General features: G+C 60.0%; 12 protein-coding genes. 6 read left to right on the forward strand and 6 right to left on the reverse strand.

Annotated features, from left to right (window positions below; genetic code table 11):
- Positions 1-253: 253 nt before the first annotated feature.
- Positions 254-3,853, reverse strand: coding sequence for a heparinase II/III domain-containing protein (locus BM063_RS10750; RefSeq protein ID WP_143085323.1), 3,600 nt, complete (start codon positions 3,851-3,853; stop codon positions 254-256).
- A 246-nt stretch (positions 3,854-4,099) separates the two neighbouring features.
- Between BM063_RS10750 and BM063_RS10755 the strand changes: the two genes are divergently transcribed.
- Positions 4,100-5,230 (forward strand): mandelate racemase/muconate lactonizing enzyme family protein, encoded by a 1,131-nt coding sequence (locus BM063_RS10755; protein WP_245752227.1) that lies wholly within the window; start codon positions 4,100-4,102, stop codon positions 5,228-5,230.
- Between the two features lie 727 nt (positions 5,231-5,957).
- Here the strand turns inward: BM063_RS10755 and BM063_RS10770 are convergent.
- On the reverse strand, positions 5,958-6,788 hold the full coding sequence (locus BM063_RS10770) for a carbohydrate ABC transporter permease (RefSeq protein ID WP_245752228.1): 831 nt from the start codon (positions 6,786-6,788) through the stop codon (positions 5,958-5,960).
- Positions 6,789-6,826: 38 nt separating this feature from the next.
- The gene (locus BM063_RS18215; protein WP_342713749.1) at positions 6,827-7,381 is read right to left on the reverse strand and encodes a carbohydrate ABC transporter permease; all 555 of its coding nucleotides are present in this window, start codon (positions 7,379-7,381) and stop codon (positions 6,827-6,829) included.
- Between the two features lie 31 nt (positions 7,382-7,412).
- Between BM063_RS18215 and BM063_RS18220 the strand changes: the two genes are divergently transcribed.
- Positions 7,413-7,913, forward strand: coding sequence for a hypothetical protein (locus BM063_RS18220; RefSeq protein ID WP_342713750.1), 501 nt, complete (start codon positions 7,413-7,415; stop codon positions 7,911-7,913).
- Here the strand turns inward: BM063_RS18220 and BM063_RS10780 are convergent.
- The 3 genes from BM063_RS10780 to BM063_RS10790 all read right to left on the reverse strand — a co-directional run bounded on the left by BM063_RS10780 (position 7,853) and on the right by BM063_RS10790 (position 11,580).
- Complete coding sequence (locus BM063_RS10780; protein ID WP_177199104.1) at positions 7,853-9,052, reverse strand: ABC transporter substrate-binding protein; 1,200 nt, start codon at positions 9,050-9,052, stop codon at positions 7,853-7,855. The genes BM063_RS18220 and BM063_RS10780 overlap by 61 nt on opposite strands.
- Before the next feature lie 259 nt (positions 9,053-9,311).
- On the reverse strand, positions 9,312-10,109 hold the full coding sequence (locus BM063_RS10785) for a M55 family metallopeptidase (RefSeq protein ID WP_177199105.1): 798 nt from the start codon (positions 10,107-10,109) through the stop codon (positions 9,312-9,314).
- 76 nt (positions 10,110-10,185) lie between these two features.
- A complete protein-coding gene (locus BM063_RS10790) occupies positions 10,186-11,580 on the reverse strand; it encodes a GGDEF domain-containing protein (protein WP_092038846.1) in 1,395 nt (464 codons plus the stop codon).
- Between the two features lie 185 nt (positions 11,581-11,765).
- On the opposite strand from BM063_RS10790, the gene BM063_RS10795 reads away from it, so the two are divergent.
- The 4 genes from BM063_RS10795 to BM063_RS10810 all read left to right on the forward strand — a co-directional run bounded on the left by BM063_RS10795 (position 11,766) and on the right by BM063_RS10810 (position 17,810).
- Complete coding sequence (locus BM063_RS10795; protein WP_092038848.1) at positions 11,766-12,686, forward strand: Gfo/Idh/MocA family protein; 921 nt, start codon at positions 11,766-11,768, stop codon at positions 12,684-12,686.
- Between the two features lie 8 nt (positions 12,687-12,694).
- On the forward strand, positions 12,695-14,365 hold the full coding sequence (locus BM063_RS10800; protein ID WP_425439154.1) for a polysaccharide deacetylase family protein: 1,671 nt from the start codon (positions 12,695-12,697) through the stop codon (positions 14,363-14,365).
- Positions 14,366-14,403: 38 nt separating this feature from the next.
- Positions 14,404-15,642 carry a DegT/DnrJ/EryC1/StrS family aminotransferase gene (locus BM063_RS10805; protein WP_092038852.1) on the forward strand — a complete coding sequence of 413 codons (1,239 nt, stop codon included), beginning with the start codon at positions 14,404-14,406 and terminating at the stop codon, positions 15,640-15,642.
- A 236-nt stretch (positions 15,643-15,878) separates the two neighbouring features.
- Positions 15,879-17,810, forward strand: coding sequence for a beta-N-acetylhexosaminidase (locus tag BM063_RS10810; protein WP_245752230.1), 1,932 nt, complete (start codon positions 15,879-15,881; stop codon positions 17,808-17,810).
- Positions 17,811-17,868 lie beyond the last annotated feature (58 nt).

Here is a 17,868-nt window from a genome sequence, read left to right on the forward strand (position 1 = left end):
AATGGAAGCGGATCCCTCGTCATTCGATGGAAACAGTCCGACCGACAGACGGCCCGAAGTGCGCGGGAAGGGTTGTAGGTCATGGGGAGGTAAAGGGAAATGCCAGCTGCTCGCCTGATGGAAGGAAGGGTGTTGACGTTGCAGTTTCTGAGGGGTTCCGGTTTTCTTGCGGGAAAGGCGATGGCGGACTTCGGTTTGGATGGGAAACGCCCCCCTGCGGTCAAAGGCACATGAGATCGCAGGGGGGCGCCGTTTATTTTCCGAACCATTCGGCGGAAAGGGGAATCCGCCAGGAAGCTCCCTTTTTCAGGTTGTAGACATATCCCTTTGAAAAGTTGTTTTCATCCTTGTAACGCCGCACCAAGGTGATGTCTCCCAAATCCAGCACCCACCGGTTTCCGGAGGCTGGACGGACTTCCCGGATTTCGTAGGAACCGTTTCTTTCCCCGTCGGTTTCGACGAAGATTTGCTTGCCGATGATTTCTTTCGGATCGATCGCCGGCCCTGTCCGCTTGACCGTCAGGCGGTTTTGATCCGTCAGCTCCCGGGTGAATTCTTCCACCGTCCCCTTGATGTGGCCGTGGGAGCGGAGCAGGGGCGGACCGGAGGCCGGTCCCAGGAGCCTGCCGTCGTGGAGATAGGCGTAGACCGGTTTTCCGCCCTTTTCGGAGTAGACGCCGATGAAGCCCCGGAAGCGGAATTTGCCGTCCACGGTGTAGGTGACTTCCGGATCCAGCGAGTTGACGATGTAGTCCACCCGCCCGTCGGAAAGGGTCACTTTCACGGCCGCCGCCGTGTTGGAATCGACCTTTTTTCCGCCCGCTTTCAGGGTTGCGGGTTCGACGGAGCGGATGAACCGCCGGTTTTTGTAGGGTTCCAGCACGGAGACGAACTGGCTTTCCAGATCCTCACCGCTCCGGCGGGCGATCAGGTAGCGGAGGCTCTTCGGGTTTCCCGGCAGTTTCGGCGGGTATCCGTCCGCCAGGGCGACTTCGTCCACGGGGCTTAGCATCGTCAGGCGGAGATGGATGTCCTCTTCCTGCGGGAGAACTCCCCAGGTATCCCGGATTTTCCAGTCGACGCTGAAGGGGCCCGAGGGATTTCGGTCCCGCTCGACCCGGGTCAGGTAGTGGAATCCGCTGCCGGCGTACTCCCACCCGTCGGGTTGATCCGGCTCCTTCTCCCCGAATTCCACGTCTTCTCCGGCATAGGTGCCCTTCGGCTGGGGCACGAGGCGGAGCCCTTCCGTCGTCACTTCCCCTTCGGCGCCGTGGAAGCTGAAGTGGTGCTCCTTGCCCCCCTTCACCCGGAAGAAATCGACGGCGTAGGAGTTTTCCTCATCCACCCGGATCATCGCCGTCGTCCGCCGGTACCGCTCCGTCTGCGGATACACCTTGGGCGCTTCCACGTCGATCAGCTGGACCCGGGAGGAGGCGTCGAAGTGATGGGGGATGCCCACCCAGTGGTCCTTCTGCTTGGAGCGGTCCACCACCACGGTGTTATGGCTGACGGTGTTGCTCACCCACTCGGTGCGGTCCTTGAAATTGTCGGGATAGCCCAGGTCCGGGCTCAGATCGAGTCCGAAGGCGTGCAGCCCCAGGTTGAGGGTGTCCTTGTGTCCGTGGCGGCCGACCTGGTTGCGGCCGTAGTAGAGCCACAGCCCCCGGAGGTTGCGGGAATCCTTCGCTTCCTGGGTCAACGCCGCGCGGTTTTTCAGCACCAGCTTGCTGATTCCCAATTTGTAATTGGTCGCTTCCGGATGTTTGCCCGTGTTGACGAAGCTGATCGTGTGGGTTCCTTTGGTCAGCCGGAATTCGCCCAGATCGACCGGCTCCGGCGAGGAGGACGTGCCGTAGAAATCGTGTTCCTTCACCTTCTTGCCGTCGATCCGAATCTCATACCGGCCGTAACCGGTCGATTCCAGGGGAAACACCAGCAGTCGGTAACGATCCGTGGAGGGAACCCGGAAAGCGAAGGAGATTCTTCTCCCTTTCCGAGCCGCTTCCAGCTGCACGGCACCGGCGTTGTCATAATAGTCCTCGGGGATGTCGAAGGCCTCGGGGAGGCGTTTTCCCAGCTCGTCGGTTTCCAGGTGAATCCGGCCGAGGAAATCGGTCACTTCCGCTGTGGCGTCAATTCGCTTAAGCTCCGAGAACTTGTAGGTGATCCCCCGGTCGGAGGGCGGCTTTCCGTCGCGCAGGGCGGCGAAGCCGAAGCCGGAAAGGTTTATGCTGCCGGGATTGAAGGGACCCTCTTCATCGATGACGCGCTCGATGTCCCGGACCACCTTTTCCGGATCCGCGGAAAAGATATCCCCGTGAAGGCCGTCGGTGGTGTTGCCGTTCAGCAGGTGGGCCAGTTGGGCGTAAACGGGTTTTCGATACTTTTCAAAGGCCTTGACGTGTTCCTGGACCGTTCCGACGATCCCGGGATTCCCCGTCTTGAAGGAGTCGCCGATGGTGGGGGTGTAGTTGTTCACCATCACCAGCGGGTAACGGGTGTCGAACATCTTCCGTAACTTGACGTTGTTGTACAGGTCGGCCTTCGGATAGCGGTCGTATCCCTGCAATACATCGGCCACGTCCATGATTTGCTGCAACCAGTAGCTGTTGTATTCGGTGGAGGGTTCGTCGCCGAACCCGTCCCGATCCACCTGATTGACGAGGGTGGTCATCACGTTCCCGCCGGTCAGGTGCCAGTCGGGGGTGGAATAGAGTCCCCCGGTCTGAAACACCCAATCGATCCACGCTTCCGTCGTTCCCGGCTCGTCCAGCACCACGGCGGCCATGGCCAGCGCCCGCTGGTGCATCCCGAAGTTGCCGCGGATCTGGGCGTTTTTTACAGCCGGGAAGATCTGCCGCACCAGGTTGTCCTCGATGTTTTTGCGGACGGCGTCGGCGGTGTCCTTCGGGTTGTCCAGCTTGTATTCCCTGGCTTTATCCCGGAGGAACTCCACCGCCCCGGATTCCTCCACCACCGGGAAGAAGGCGTCGTAAGCCGACAGATAATTGGGAACCGCGGTCGCTTCCCAGATGCTTCCCCGGATTTTGCCCTTTCCGGTTCCGCCGTGGGAGTTGAGGAAGCCGTCCTCTTCCTTGTAGACGGAAACGTCCATCTCCGGATACACATCGGCGACGCGGTCCAGGAGGATGATGCCGGCCCGGGCGTAACGCAGGTCGCCGGTGTAGAGATAAGCGTCCCGGAAGGCCCGGATGGCGTTGTCCACCACGCCGCCGTGCCAGACGTGCCAGTGGTTGTAGTAGGCGATGAAGGTCCAGCGGTTCCCCTCTTCATCCACCCATCCAAAGCCGTCATCCACCCCCCAGTCGGGCCCCTTTTCCGGGTAAAGTTCGTTGATCAGAAAACGCTTGTCGGCCCGTTTGGGGTCAAAGATGCCGTGCTCGTCCAAGCCGCTTTTGTAGTAGGATTCGAAGTCGTTGGTGGGGAATTTGTATCCGCTGCTGGGATCGGTCAGTTTCCAGGGTTCGTTCAGCGGGTCCGCCAGCCATCCCCGGTATCCGTACTTTTCGTTGAATTCCTTGCCGGTGATGGGGGAGCCCAATTCATAGTTGACCGCGTAACTGCGCGGGAGGGACTGGGGTGTCACCATTTCCCACAGCCGCTCTTCGCCGTAGCCCAGGTATTTTTCGGCTTCCTGGACGGCGTTGTCCCGCATTTTGCGCGCCCAGTCATACCGCTGTATGTTTTTGCGGGCGTTGGCCACCTTCTCGTCGGTGTATATCGTGCTCCGGGTTTTGCCGCCTTCCCCCTCGGACGGCTGGGCGCGGGCGGGAAGTTTGAAAAGGGGAAGCAGAAGCAACAGCAGGGCAAGGAGGATGAGGAAATGTTTCACCCGAATGACTCCTTTTCCCAATTTTGAATTTTTCATAAATAAAAATAGCGAAGGGGCCCGCCGGATGCAAGTCCATTGATTGTCGAAAATTCCGGCGCTTTTTCCCCGCGTCATTTCGTCATTTTCCGGTCATTTTTCCGTTTTTATAATTTAAATGACCCGAGATCGGGATCTTCCTTCGCGTTCATGTCCGCGCCCCTTTCGGCGGACGCGGGCACGGGATTCTACTTTCTGGAAAAAGGAGCGGTGAAGTTGAAAATTTCCCGGATCGATGTGTTCCCGTTGCGACTGCCGATGAAACAAAACTTTTTGATCACCGGCGGTTCCGTGGGAGGAGTGGATCAGGGGGCGCCCCATGTGTACGTGCGGGTGGTGGACGACCAGGGAGTGGAAGGATGGGGAGAGGCGCGTCCCAGCCATCGATGGAGCGACGAGACGCTGGAGTCGGTGGTGACCACCCTAAGGCGATACATCGCTCCCGCGCTGACGGGCGTGGATGCGGAGGACCTCGAGACGGTGCATCGGATCATGAACCGGGAAATCAAGGGCGCGCTCGGCATCGGCCAGCCCATCGCCAAAGCGGCGGTGGACACGGCCCTCCACGATCTGATCGGCAAAGGGCGGAACGTCCGCCTGTCCGGATTGTGGTTGGGTCCCTTCCGGGACACCCTCCGCCTCTCGTATCTGATCAGCACCCCCGATCCGGAGGAGGCGGCGGAAAAGGCGCGGCATGCCCGGGAAGCGGGTTTTCGGGGAGTGGATGTCAAGATCGGGCTGGATCCCCGCCGGGACGTCGAGGTGCTGGAAGCGGTGAAGGCGGCGGCGCCGGATCTGTTTTTCCGGGTGGACGCCAACCAGGCGTACACCCTGCCCCAGGCGGTCCGGCTGGCCAAGCGGATGGAAGCGTTGGGGGTGGACGTCTTTGAACAGCCCCTGCCGGCCGGCGATCTGTTTGGCCACGCCGAACTGCGCCGCAAGATCCACCTGCCCGTGGCGTTGGACGAAAGCGTCTGGACGCCCGGCGATGTGATCCGGGCGGTTCGCCTTGGGGCCTGCGACGCGATCGTGGTCAAATGCACCAAGATGGGCGGGCTGAGCGGCGCGAAGCGGTGCGGCGAGATCGCCCGGGAAGCCGGATTGGAGCTGTTGGGGGGCGGGCTGACGGAATCCAGCCTGGGACTTGCGGCCAGCGCCCACCTGTTCAACTATCTGGGAATTGAAACCCCCGTCGATCTGAACGGCCCCTTTTTCCTGAAGGAGGATCCCGTGAGGGAAGGGCCGCAGATTCTGCAGGGAGGAACGGTCCGCCTCCCGGACCGCCCCGGGATCGGATGCCGGGTGGAGGAGGCGGATGTGGAGCGGTATCTGGCGGAGTGATGGGGCAAAACCCGAAAAAATTCCGGCCGATGCGTCCCGCGCATGGACGGCGGGGACGCGCCGGCCTTTTTTGTGGCCGGAAATCCGGGGTGGGCTTCCTTTCCGCTGGCAAGGGGATCCGGCCGAAAATGGCGGGAGGTGGCGTGGACAGCCTCCTTTCCCGACCAGGCGGCTGTGAAAGGATCTTTGGAGAAAATGAGAAAAAAGCGCCGGGTGACGGCGATGGCCCGGACGACCCGGCGGTTCCGCCGGACGGAGCCTCCTTTTCGGTGATCCGGGGGACGCCCCCTGACGGTCCGGTTGTTCATCTTGTGTGACGGTCTTGCGGTGATCGGGATCGCCTGGTTCCGATCACCGCCGCCGTGATCGGCTTTTTCACGGAGTGGGAGCACTGCGGAAACGGTCCGGGTGACCGATTCCTTTTTCAGGGAGAAGAGGGAAGCGGCCGGGCGGTCATGCGGCGCGCTATCTTCCGGTCCGGACCGGGGCCGGATTGTGGAGGCGGGCCCTCCGCCTTCCGGATTTTCACCGCTCCCCGGGAAGGCCGGCTCAAGGGGTTTCCGGAGATGATGCTGACGGGCGGATGAGCCCGGGCTGCAGGGGGCATCCGGCGGGTTTAGACGTCCGCTCGCGGGAAAGGGTCGGGATTGAAGGCCGGGGTTTCATCCCGAAGGGTCAAAGCCGGGCGCCGTTTCAACCCGCGGCCTTTCACCACGCCGTTTTGCGCTCATTTCAGTCCCGACAGGGCAATTCCCTGGGTGAAATACCGTTGGAAAAACAGGTAGACCAGGAATGTGGGGATGAAGGATATGGCCGCGCTGGCCATCTGCAGACCGAAGTTCCCCTCTTTGCCCAGCAGCGTGGCCAACCCGACGGTCAAGGGATACATTTCTTCCGAGTTGGTGAAGATCAGCGGAGTGAAAAGGTCGTTCCAGTTGCCGATAAAGGCGAAGGTTCCGACCGCCGCCATTGCCGGCTTGGACAAGGGGAGAATGACGTGGAAAAAGATCTTGAGGTCGCCGGCCCCGTCCATCTTGGCCGCGTCATCCAGTTCCCTGGGGATCGACTGCATAAACTGGCGCATGAGAAACACACCCAGAATGCCCCACAACTCCGGAATGATGAACACCCAATACGTGTTGATCCACCCCAGCCATGAAAACAGGATGTAATTGGGAATGATCAGCATCTGCCTCGGCACCATGATGATGGCCATCAGAATCCAGAATATCGTTTCCTTCCAGGGAAAATCCTTTCGCGCAAAGATGTATCCGATCAGGGTGCAGAAGAACACCTGGGATGCGACGGGAACGACCGTGATGATCACCGAATTGAGAAACCAGCGGAGGAACGATTCTTCCCGGAGGATGACGGTATAGTTGTCCCAGGTGAAATCCCGCGGAATCCAGAAAAGGGGATCTGCGACGAACTCCGGAATATCGTTGAAGGATCCGCCCAGCATGACGAGAAACGGGCCGAAGTAAACCGCGGCGAAAAGGGCCAGAAGAAGGTAGAGGGCTGTTTTTTTCAGGGGGCCGGTCAACGTGTGTTTCGGCAACGATGGGTCCTCCTTTCAGGGGCTTGTCGATCGGGATTTTAATAAAAGCTGATTTCCCTGCCGAGGAATTTTCGCTGAATCAGGGAGACGGACAGGATGATCATGAAGAGCAGGTAGGCGAGGACGCTGGCGTAACCCAGCTGAAGAAATTGAAATCCCGTCTGGTACATGTAATAGACGATGGTCGTGGTGGCGTAATTGGGTCCGCCGTCCGTCAGGAGAAACGCGGAATCAAACACTTGGAACGATCCGATGGTCGTCACCACCGCCACATAAAAATGGGTCGGTTTGAGCAGGGGAAACGTGATGTACCAGAACCGGCGCCAGCCCGTGGCTCCGTCGATGGCCGCCGCTTCGTACAGATGATCGGGGATCCCTTTCAAGCCGGCCAGATAATAGATCATCATCCCTCCCGACACTTTAAAAACACTGAGCATCGCCAAAACGATCAATGCCAGCCGCTCGTCGGAGAAATAAACTTGCGGCGGGATGCCGAACCAACCGAGGATGTAATTGACGATCCCGTCCTCGGACCCTTTGAACAGCCAGGCCCAAATCCCGGCGATCACCACAAAGGAGGTGACGACGGGCAAAAAAAAAGATCCCCTTGAAGAATCCCGCTCCGTGAAGCTTCTGGTGAACAAGCAGGGCGAGGATCAGGCCCATCGCCATCGTCGGCACCACGTAATACAGGGTGAACAGCGTGGTATTCCACAGGGAGCGCCAAGCCAAGTCGTCGGAGATCAGCCGCTCCCAGTTTTTCAGACCGACGAATTCCGGCTCCCCGATGATCGGCCAGTTCATGAAACTGAGCAAGAAGCTTCCGATGAGAGGGAGGGCTTGAAAAATCAGAAAATGGACCAATACGGGAATCATCACGATATACACCAGCGCATTTTTCCGCCACTCTTTTTTCAGCCGCTCCACCCAAGAGGCGCGGGCGGACAAGGGGATCCGTTCCATCCGCATCCTCCTTCCACGATGACGTTCCTTGAAGTGGAGAGGCCGCTCCCGCGCATGTCGGTTGAAACCGGAGCGGCCATTTTGTTTTCGGGGACCGAAGATCAGGAGCCGTTTTGTTCAATGGTCTGCCGGATGCTTTTTTCCAGCTCCGACAAGGCTTGATCCACCGATGCCTTGCCGGTCATCACCTGTTGATAGCTGGCTTTCACCGCGGGAATGATCTGGCGGGCCACCGGGTGCAGCACGCCGGGTCGGGTCAGCTTGGATTGTTCAACCAGCATCTCCATCACCGGATCGCCTTTGTATAAGTCGGCGGCCGATTTCCGAGGAGGAATGTAACCGGCCATTTTGCAGAATTGGCTCATGTTCTCTTTGTTGGTCAACAATTTGATGAACTCGGCCGCCAGTTCCTTGTTTTTGCTGTTTCCCGGAATGACGTAAAAGCCGGTGGTGCCGAAAGTCGCCTGCTCTTTGTCCTTCAATATCGGACCCAGTTTCCATTCAAACTCGGGGGGTTGATCCTTGAAGATCGCGGCAAAGTTGTTGGGACCGATGAAGACGGCCAATTTCCCGGCGAGAAACTCTTGGATGCCGGTATTGGCGGCCGTCGGGCTGTCTTTGCTGATATATCCCTTTTTGTACATGTCGGATATCAGCCGGTAAGTTTTTTTCGCTTCTTCGCTGTTGATCATCACATTCCCCTGTTCGTCGACGACGTCTCCGCCTGCCTGCCACAGCCAGGGATACAGTCTTTCGTTCGGCGAGCCTCCTCCTTCAAAATTGAGCAAGAATTTTTTCTTTTCCTTCAGCTTCGGCCCCAAGGCGATCAATTCGTCCCATGTCTCGGGGAGATCGTCGGGGTTTGCGCCGATCTCCTTGAGAAGATCCACGTTGTAATAGTTGGTGACCACGCTTTGGAGGATGGGCAGTCCGTACAATTTCCCTTCATGCCGGGCGGCCGCCAAGGCGTTGTCGTTGAAATCCCGGAGATCGTTTTTGTCGAGATACTCGTCCATCGGGGCCAGGATTCCTTTCGCCTTGTAGTCCACCATCATGTCGGGAATGGCATAAAACACATCCGGTCCGCTGTTGGAGGAGATGGCCGTGAGAATTTTCTCCTCCCGGTTTCCCCAGGGAAGTACCTGCAGGTTGACTTTTACCCCGGGATGTTTTTTCTCGAATTCGGCGATGACTTTTTTCCAAAATTCATCTTCCTGGTTGTTCAGTTTCTCCCCGCCGAGGAAGGGATGGGTCCAGATTTCAGTTCGGTTTGCCCGGAGTCGGAAGAGGACGGAGAACACCCGGAAAACAGGGTCAGCAACATGGCGAACATCATCAAGACGATTGCCCGTTTGCCCCCAAACATCATTCTGTTCCCCCTTGATTCTAAATGGTTCCGGTTTGGCGGACCAATCTCCGCGCCAGCGAGGCTCCGAATGGATCGAAAATTTTGATTTCGGACGGCTGCAGATCAATTATAGGGCATCGGGCATGATCCACAAAATGTCCAAAATATTTTTTCAAAGAACCCGCGAACTTTGCCTCGCCCCGGACGCATCATCATCCGGCCCAAAGTCTCTCCTTCAGCAGGGTTTCCATATCGTCCGCGTAAATGGCCACTTTGGTTTCCGAAAGGATGCGGCAATATTTCTTGTTTCGGTATGGCTCAATCTGGTTGGGGCGGACAAATTCAAAGATGGCTTCATAGGGCGGATCCAGTTTGAAGGGCCGAATTCCCTCCATGTGGGTGACGGCGTAAGCCGCCGCCTCTTTGATTTTTTCCCGGGCCTTTTCCGGCTGGAGACAGAGGGCGCTGGTCTCTTTGATCGCTTTTTTGACGGCACAGGTGTGTATGCCGGGAATGATTCGCCTGATTTCTTCGCAAGCCGCTCGGTCTCCGCTCAAAAAGATGGTGGGGATGTCGTATATTCCCGCCCTTAAGGCATTGATTCCCGCCTCTCCGATCGGTGTGCCGTTGAGGGTCAGGGACAGGATGTTTTTGCTGCTGAAGGTGTGGGCCAAGGCGGCCCCGGGGGTTCCCTTCATTGCGTGCTGGCCGATCATCAGGAAGGCGTCGAAGGGACCGTCGTCGATTCCGAACATCGGATCCAAGGGCCTTCCCATGATCAACTGGGCTTCCCTGTGCAGCAGCTCGATGTCGATGCCTCCTGGACCGTGGCCGTCGCAAACGATGATCTCGTGGTTTCCGGTGCTCAGGATCCCTTCGATGGCGGCGTTGACCTCCAGCGTGGTCAACCGCATGGCTTTTTCGTAATGGACGCCTCCGGGGCTGCAATCTTTCTCATAGTCGACCACGCCGCTGACGCCTTCCATGTCGGTCATGATATAAAAGCGCATGGAATCTTCCCCTCTCATCGGTGGATTTCGGGAAAATCAGGGTTCATCCGCGAAGATTGAGGGCGTCGGGACCTGCTCACCCGTGCGGGTCGCCGGTTACGGCGCGTTTTTTCTTCAGGAGGTTCCGCTTTCGCATCAGTTCCTGGACGAAGGTCAGGCGGTAGATTTGCCGGGGTCGGCCTTTGGTGGACACTTTCTCCTCCCCGACGATTTCCACCAGCCGGGCGTCGATCCACTGCAGCAGGATCCGGTGGGCGCTGCGAATCGTGACGCCCAGCACCGCGGCCAGTTCGTGGGCGGTGTAGTCCGTTTTTCCGTCCCGGGCGATCTGGGCGGCCAACTTGCTCATGTAGATGGCGGACATGCCCGCTTTTTCCGCTTCCCGCAGCAGGGTTTCGTCGGTGACGGAGAGTTCGTAAATCATCGGATGGGTCATCTCCACCGGGCCGATGACGCTGCGGTCCTCCCGCACAATAAAGCAGATGTTGCCCCCGAATTCGACGGACTGCCGGAGGGCCATCCGGGCGTGGGTCCCCGCGTCCGTGGCCGATCGGCCGAAGCCGATGCCGATGCTCAGGGTGATGCCCAGGGAGCGATGGGTGTCCTCCAGGAGGGGAAGATACTTATAGCCCCGGGTTTCCCGCTCGAAGACGCCGCGGGTGGTGAAGAAAAGGTATTCTCCTCCCCCCAGGTTGGTCAGATGCCCGTCCAGGTGTTTCACATAGTCCAGCAGCAGCCGGTGAAGGTCCAACTCCAGCCGCTGAATGTCGTGCTCGTAGGAAAACTGGCCGGCGATCTTCCGGTAGTTGTCGATCTGGATCAGGCCCACCACGATTTGCGCCTCTTTGTTCCGGCGGGTCTCGGTGGACAGCAGGGCCCTCTCCAAAGCCACGATCAAGTCCTGCAGAGTGGGAGTGACCCATTCGTGGGGGATGTTCTCCTTTTCCATCTCCTTGGCGACGGCGTGGATGCCGGTCATCGCCGCGCAGTGCGGATGGCTGAGGGCGTATTTTCGGTGGAAGCGGACAATCTCTTCCACCGGCGCCGTGGGCGGACCTTGGAAATAGGCGGCCTCGCGGTTGTTTTCCCCCAGTTCCCCCAGGATTTGCTCCACGTATCGCTTGGGAACGGAATCCACGGAAAGTATTTGGGCGCCGTGCAGGCTCCGGAGCCGGAAGAGGGAGCGGTACAGACCCGTTCCCATCAGGGGGACGTAGTGGGCGGGCACCTTGAACTGAAGGCGGTCCTGGGCCAGTTTGTACCCCCGGTATTCCGGAAACAGAAGGACTTCGACGGTATCCATCAGCTCCGACACGGCGTCCGTCAGCTCCTCCTCGGAAGAGAGGGGACGCAGGTGGGGCACGAAGGTGGGAAAGGATTTCAGCGCCTCCTCGGTGCGGTCCACCAGCGGTTTGGGTCCGATAACGCCGATGGCGATGACGGAATCTCCGGTGGTGAAGGGTTCGCTCATGGACTTCTCCTCCTGAAGCCGGGATGGTGATCGAATAAAAAGACAATTAATCGACTTGTCTATAAAATAAAACATTTCGTATAATAATTGCAAATGTACAAAAAAAATAAATCGTCACACGATTATCTTTCATTTCCGTCAATTTTTGAATTTTTTCGCCCTTAAAGGGGATTTGGGGGGATGACATGACGTTGATCGAAATCGGGATGATCGGTTTGGACACCTCCCATTGCACGGCCTTTGCCCGGCTGTTGAATGATCCGGCCGACGAATTTCACGTGCCGGGGGGAAGAGTGACCGTCGCCTATCCCGGCGGTTCCACGGATTTTGAGCTGAGCCGGTCCCGGGTGGCTGGAATCACCGCGGAGCTGAAGGAACATTACGGCGTCCGCATCGTTTCCTCTCCGGAAGCGGTGGCGGAGCAGTCGGACGCCATCCTCCTGACGGCTGTCGACGGGCGCCTTCATCCGGAGCTTTTCCGGCGGATCGCCCCCTATAAGAAGCCGGTTTTCATCGACAAGCCCTTCGCCGTCAGCTTCCGGGACGCGCGGGAGATGGTCCGCATTGCGGAAAGGCATGGGATTCCCCTGATGAGCGCCTCCGCCCTCCGGTATGCGGAACCCTTGGCGGAGGCCTTGGAGAGCGTAAAAGAGCCGTACGGCTGCGACTGTTTCGGCCCGATGGCGCTCGAGCCGACCCAGCCCGGGCTCTTTTGGTACGGCATTCACGGTGTGGAAATGATGTACGCCGCGCTGGGGGCCGGATGCGTGCGGGTGAGGGTCGTCTCCCATCCCCGGCAGGATGTGGTGGTCGGGGAATGGGAGGACGGCCGGATCGGGACGTACCGGGGAAACCGGGAGGGAAATTCGGCTTTCGGGGCGCTGATTCACGGCAAAATGGGATCCGTGTTCGCGGATGTGACCCGGAGCCGCAAACCCTATTACGCCGCGTTGTTGGAGCAGGTGATGGCGATGTTTCGATCGGGCACGCCGCCTTTGAATGTGGGGGAGACGCTGGAGATCATCCGGTTCATCGAGGCGGCCAACGAAAGCAGGACCACGGGGAAAGCGGTGGAGTTGGATCTTACGAGGCGTGAGGGGGGATAAACGTGAAAATGGCCGATGTGGCGGTCCTCCTGGACCGGGAAGAGGCGCGGAAGCGGTGGAGCCGGGGGGAAAACGCCTTCGGCGGCGAACTGTTTGAAATCCTGTCCCACGGCGGCATTCCCCATCGCCGGGTCTTTGATCCGAAGGAGCTCGGCAAGCCGGATGTTCTGCTCGTCGCCTTGGCGGGGCGGGAGGCGGTTCCCCTGTTGAAGGACGTGGCCGAACGGGGAGGGGAAGTGTTCGTCTTCGGCAGCTTTCCGGAGATGGCCGGCGCGCTGGGGGCGGAGGAGAAGATGATCGAGGGAGCGGGTTATGCATACACGGAGGAGGAAAATAGGCCTCCTCTCCGCTTTCTTCGCGCCTGCCGCTGGAGGGTTTCTTCTTCGGCTCCCTGTTCCGCGAGGGGGGGATTGTACGGCGGAAATCCCGACGGACCCTTTCACGGTCCCCTCTTTCACCGGTTTGCGATCGGGTCGGGGGGCATCACCCACTGGGCGGTGGATCTTCCGGGCACGGTGGTGGGGCTTCAGCAGGGAACCCGTCCGGTGGAAAGGGACGGTTTCCCCGCCCCCGACGGTACGGCGGGGATCGACGACGGCATCCTGAAGGCCGACGACGGGTTCGAGATGGACTGGGAGGTGGACCGGGCCCGGACCGAGACCGGCGAGCGGTATTTCGCCCATCCCTATGCGGATCTGTGGAAGGAGACCCTGATCGGTTCGCTGCTGAAGGCGGCCACCGCCCGGGGGTTGACGCTTCCCTTTGTGGATTACTGGCCCGCCGGCGTGTCACAGGTGGCGATGATTTCCCTGGACAGCGACTGGAATCTGGATGATTCGGCGGAAACCACCCTGCGGCTGTTGAGGGAGTGCGATGTGGCCGCCACCTGGTGCCTGATCGAGCCGGGATACAGCCCCGGGATCTATCCCAAGGTGGCCGCGGAGGGGCATGAATTGGCCTTTCACTATAACGCCTACGAGCCGGACGGAGGGGCCTGGGGGCGGGAGGCGTTTTTAAGGCAACTGGAATGGCTCAGGCGCGCAATCGGGACGGAGCGGGTGGTTTCCAACAAAAACCATTACACCCGGTATGAAGGGTGGGGGGAACTGTTCCGCTGGTGCGAGGAATTCGGCATCCGGTCGGATCAGACCCGGGGTCCGAGCAAAAAGGGGAACATCGGCTTTTTGTTCGGGACGTGCCATCCCTATTTTCCCATCGCCCGGGCAGACGAGGAAAACCGGTTCTACGACGTGTTGGAAATCAGTTTCCTCACCCAGGATGTCAATCTTGGCCGCCTGGCGGATGAGAGCGTGATCGTTCCCTTCCTGGAGGGGGTGCGGCGGGTGCGGGGCGTCGCCCACTTTCTCTTCCATCCCATCCACCTCCACCGGGAAAAGCCGGTCCGGGGGGCGCTGAGAAGGGTGGTCGAGGAGGCGCGAGGGCGGAATTTCGACTTCTGGACCGGCGAGCAGATCGACGACTGGGAGCGGCGCCGGCGGCGCATCCGGCTGGCGGGGGTGGATGAGGAGGGAAGACCGCTGGTGTCCGGGTCGGCGGGATGCGAGGACGCGGCGATCATGGTTCCCGTTCCCCGGGGAAGGGAAGAGCGGGGGGGGACGGTCCTCCGCCACGGAGTCCGGTGCAAAGCATGGTCCCTGTCGCTGGCGAAACGAGTGTGAGGCATTGTTGATCAAGGCGCTTGAAGGAGGGGAAGCAGGTGCGGGAAGAGGAGCTGGCCATCCACGGCGGGCCGAGGGTGAAGACGGACGCCTTCGGGACGGGCAAACGCTTCGGCGCGGAGGAGGCGAAAGAGCTGCTGGAGGCCTTGGAACAAAACACGCTGTTTTACCACTCCGGGACGAAGGTGAAGACCTTTCTGCGGCGCTTTAACGAACTGTACGGCGTCCGGTACAGCGTGGCCGTTTCCTCCGGAACGGCGGCGATCCACGTCGCCCTGGGGGCGGCGGGAGTGACGGTGGGGGACGAGGTGATCACCAGTCCGATCACCGATCAGGGGACGTTGATCGGCATTTTGTACCAGAATGCGATTCCGGTGTTCGCCGACCTGGATCCCCGCACCTACAATCTGGATCCGGCATCGGTGGAGGAGAGGATCACCCCCCGGACCAAGGCCATCCTGGTCGTCCATCTGGCGGGCACTCCCGCCGACATGGACGGGATCATGGAGGTCGCCCGAAAGCATCGCCTCAAGGTGATCGAGGATTGCGCCCAGAGCTGGCTGACCCGCCACCGGGGCAAACTGGCGGGCACCTTCGGCGACTACGGGTGTTTCAGCACCAACGATTTCAAGCATATCAGCACCGGGGACGGGGGAATCGTCACCGTCAATTCCGGGGATGAAGAGGATTTTCAGCGGGTGCACGCTTTTGCCGACAAGAATTACCGGCGCTTTTCGGATGAGGTGATGCGGGATCCGGAGTGCCTGGCCCCCAATTACCGGATGACGGAGCTTCAGGGGGCCGTCGGCATCGCCCAGCTGAAAAAGTTGTCCTGGATCTGCGGAAGGCGCCATGCCTACGGCGAGCGGATCACCGAGGGCATCCGGGATTTGCCGGGCGTCCTTCCGCCGAAGGTGCCCGAAGGCGGCTGGTCTTCCTACTGGTTTTACATGTTCCGGGTGGATGAGTCCCGGCTGTCCTGCACGCGGGATCAGTTTGCCCTCGCCCTCCGGGGGGAGGGTATTCCCGCAAGTCCCGGTTACATTCCCCACGTGCTGTACCGGCAAAAGATGTTTCGGGAGCGGCGGGCCTATCCCGGCAGCGATTTTCCTTTCTCCCTGTCGGACGTCTCCTATGAACCGGGACTCTGCCCCGTCGCCGAGCGGATTTTGGCGACGTCGATCCGCCTTCCCGTCAGCGAATTTTTTACGGAAAAGGACATCGACGACATGATCCGGGCGATCCGGAAAGTGGCGCGGTATTACGCCAAGGGGTGACGGCGGGGTTTTTCCGCCGGATTGCGGGACGCGGACTCGGCATGGTCTGCCGGAGGGAAGGCGGTACGGGTCTTCATGTCCGTCACGCCCGCACCTCACCGCAACCGGTGGCGCTTTTTCATGACGTTGGCGGCTTTGGGATCCGCATCTTTCGGAAAAATCTCGCGACGCGGGGGCGGGGAAGGACGGCCCCGTCCGGATTTTGGAGGATGCTAGTTTGACGGGAGTGAGCCTCGATGACGGCCGTTATCAGCGGGCGGGAGGAAGAGAGCATGAGGCTGCGGTTTCAGGGAGATCTGTCCGGCCTGGAGGCCGGATTGAAGGAGCTGGAAGCCGATCTTTCCTTTGTCCGGGATGGAAGGGGATTTCCCGTGGAAGTGGAGCGGATACCGGAAAGTCTGCTCCAGGTTGAGGTGGGGAAGGAGCGGGGGCGGATCCGGTTCCGGGAGCCCGTCCATTTCTACCGCGGGCTCGGCATCCTGATCGGTGCCCTCCGGGACGGAAAGACGGAGGCCGTGACGGAAAAGCCCCGGTTTGCGATGAACGGGGCCATGTTCGATTGTTCCCGGAACGCCGTGTTCCGGCCCGAGGTTCTGCGGCGGGTGATCCGGATCATGGCGTTGATGGGGCTCAACATGCTCATGCTGTACACGGAAGACACTTACACCGTGGAAGGGGAGCCCTACTTCGGATACATGCGCGGCCGCTATACGCCGGAGGAACTGAAGGAGCTGGACGAGTACGCCGCCCTTTTCGGCATCGAAATGATTCCCTGCATTCAAACCCTGGCCCACTTGGCCGCCTTTCTGAAGTGGGAGCCGGCGCGAAAGTACCGGGACACCGAGGACGTGCTCCTGGCCGGATCCGAGGACACCTACCGGCTGATCGAAGGAATGATCCGCTCCGTCTCCGGAACGTTCCGGAGCCGGCGCATCCACATCGGGATGGATGAGGCATTCGGCTTGGGAAGGGGGAGGTATCTGGACCGCTTCGGTTACCGGCCTCCCTTCGAGATCATGATGGATCATCTTGGGAAGGTGCTGGACATCACCTCCCGGTACGGGCTGAGGCCCATGATGTGGAGCGACATGTTTTTCCGGATGGGCTCTCCCGGCCACGAGTATTACGATTTGAGCGCGGAGATTCCCGGCGAGGCGGTCCGCCGGATGCCCGAGGGCATCCGGCTGGTGTACTGGGATTATTATCACGAAGATCCCGCCTTCTATGAGCAATTCATCGAAAAACACCGCTTACTGGGATCCGATCCCGTTTTCGCGGGAGGAGTGTGGACCTGGGCGGGGCCGGCGGTCCATTACGAGAAAACCTTCGCCGCCACCAACGCGGCCCTTTCCGCCTGCAAGCGGAAGGGGATCCGGGAGGTGTTCGCCACCTTCTGGGGGGATGACGGGGCGGAGACCAACATGTTGGCCGGCCTGCTGGGACTGCAGCTGTTCGCCGAACACGGCTACGCGGAACAGCCGGATCCGGAAACCCTGAAACGGCGCTTTGCCCTCTGCACCGGAGGCGATGCCGACGCTTTCCTCAACATGGGGAGATTCGACACCCTTCCCGGGGCGGACATGGGGGCGCTGATTCCCGATAACCCCTCCAAATTCCTGTTGTGGCAGGATGTGTTGATCGGCCTGTTCGACAAGCACCTGGAGGGGGCGGGTGCCGCGGAATATTACGATCGGCTGCACCGCCTTCTGAAGGCCGACCGGGACCGGGCCGGAAGGTGGCGGGAGCTCTTTGAGGTTCCCGTCCGGTTGAGCGCCGTACTGCGCATGAAATGCGACATCGGCCTGAGGATCAAGGCGCATTACGATCGCGGGGAAAAGGACAGGCTGGAGGCCGTCGCCCGGGAAGAACTGCCGAAATTGCACCGGGAGATCGACCGGTTGCGGAAGGCGCACCGAAAACAGTGGTTCAGCACCTACAAACCCTTTGGCTGGGAGGTGCTGGACATCCGATACGGAGGGCTGCTTGCCCGGGTGGAGACGGCGATGGAACGCCTCCTGGACTATTGCTCCGGAAGGATTTCCCGCATCGAGGAGCTGGAGGAAGAGCGGCTGGGATTCGACGGATTCCGCCCCGGACGGGACCCGGGCGTCGGCAAGGCCAATCTGTATTCCCGGATCGCTTCGGCCTGCGTCATGGGCTTCCGCTGAAGGGATGAAGCCGGCATGCCGAAGGGTTCCGCCTCCTTTCGCGACGGGTTTTCACTTT

Origin of the sequence: Planifilum fulgidum (assembly GCF_900113175.1) — a bacterium.
GTDB classification, from domain to species: Bacteria; Bacillota; Bacilli; order Thermoactinomycetales; family DSM-44946; genus Planifilum; species Planifilum fulgidum.

What these genes read in the sequence shown, in the direction of transcription:
- BM063_RS10785 (WP_177199105.1), bottom strand. Translation starts at nt 10,109, where the DNA reads ATGCGCTTTTATATCATGACCGACATGGAAGGCGTCAGCGGCGTGGTC.
- BM063_RS10810 (WP_245752230.1), top strand. Translation starts at nt 15,879, where the DNA reads ATGACGGCCGTTATCAGCGGGCGGGAGGAAGAGAGCATGAGGCTGCGG.
- BM063_RS10795 (WP_092038848.1), top strand. Translation starts at nt 11,766, where the DNA reads ATGACGTTGATCGAAATCGGGATGATCGGTTTGGACACCTCCCATTGC.
- BM063_RS10800 (WP_425439154.1), top strand. Translation starts at nt 12,695, where the DNA reads ATGGCCGATGTGGCGGTCCTCCTGGACCGGGAAGAGGCGCGGAAGCGG.
- BM063_RS10790 (WP_092038846.1), bottom strand. Translation starts at nt 11,580, where the DNA reads ATGAGCGAACCCTTCACCACCGGAGATTCCGTCATCGCCATCGGCGTT.